The 1,127-nt window shown below is 64.9% G+C and carries 2 protein-coding genes; both read right to left on the minus strand.

Features of this window, described 5'->3' with window-relative positions; translation table 11 throughout:
* Positions 1-348: glutathione S-transferase N-terminal domain-containing protein (locus EN935_RS37120; protein ID WP_164771740.1), on the minus strand; the 348-nt coding region annotated here is incomplete at its 3' end.
* Between the two features lie 184 nt (positions 349-532).
* The coding region (locus EN935_RS41175; RefSeq protein WP_164771741.1) for a hypothetical protein at positions 533-1,127 on the minus strand (595 nt) is incomplete at its 5' end.

Below are 1,127 nucleotides of genomic sequence, written 5' to 3' on the forward strand. Positions count from 1 at the left end.
GGTCACATAGGGATGGATGGTCAGTTGCGACCAGCGTTCGATGAAGCGCGCCATCGCCTTGCCGCCTTCACCGCCAAACAGCGTCGGCCGATCCGGATAGGCTTCATCGAGATAAAGCGCGATGGCGAAGGAATCCGCGACGACCGTCTCGCCGTCGCGGATCACCGGAATGGTTTTCGAAACGCCGCCCTCGACAGTGGGCACCTCAAGAAAGCGCGTCGGCGCGGTTGATGTGTCGAGCCCCTTGTGGGCAAGCGCCATCGCCACCTTCCAGCAATGCGGGCTGAACGGACGTGCGGTGTCGCGTCCGACGAGGTCATAGATGTAACGCGCAAGTTCAGATGGCATCAGCGGCCAAATGCTGGGAAAAGGTGATAAATGGCGGGAAGGGCCGCCAGAAGCCCGGAAAACCAAGGGATTGCGGCGAACGGGCGGGGCCAGAAAGCCAGAAAGGCAGAAACCGGCCGCGCAACTTCACTTGGCACCAAACCCGCCCGGCGGCGGCGACCGCGCAAGATCGAATGGCACCAAATCAGGCCGGAAAAGGTGGCGACCAGCCGGTCGGCGTCGTGTTGGCGGTGACGTTGATCTTGGCGCCGACGTGGCCGCATTCGGTGCAGACCGTCTGACGGCTGATCTCCTTGTCGTTGATGTAGACGTAGTCCTCACCGAACAGCCGGATCAGCTTATCCAGATTGAGCTTCCGGCCATGGACAAGCTGACCGATGCCGCAGCTCGGGCCGCCCTGGCGCTTCCGAGCGCCCAAGCCGCCGTCAACGCTCTCGTTGTGAAGGGCGGCCGGCCTGACTTCGGCGAAGGCGCCGCCATGCAGGCGGATCTCATCAAGAACGCCGGGACGCTCTACCAGCTCAAGCGAGACCAGGAGGTGGCACTCGGCCGCATCGGCGCCCGGTCGCCGCAGGAGTTGGCGGACGCCGCGCGAGCTGCGGAGCGGGCAAAGCCGATCACGGGCGAGAGCTTCGCGGTTCGGCAGCTGCGCGAGGAAAGTGCCGCGGCTCTGGCGGCGGCCCAGGCGCAGCATCAACTTGACGAGGCCCAGCAGCAGCGCGCGCGTTCGCTCCAGCAGACGATTGCGGGAGCACAAGTCGACCTCGACCTGGTCGGAC

It is taken from the genome of Mesorhizobium sp. M7D.F.Ca.US.004.03.1.1, assembly GCF_003998635.1.
GTDB classification, from domain to species: domain Bacteria; phylum Pseudomonadota; class Alphaproteobacteria; order Rhizobiales; family Rhizobiaceae; genus Mesorhizobium; species Mesorhizobium loti.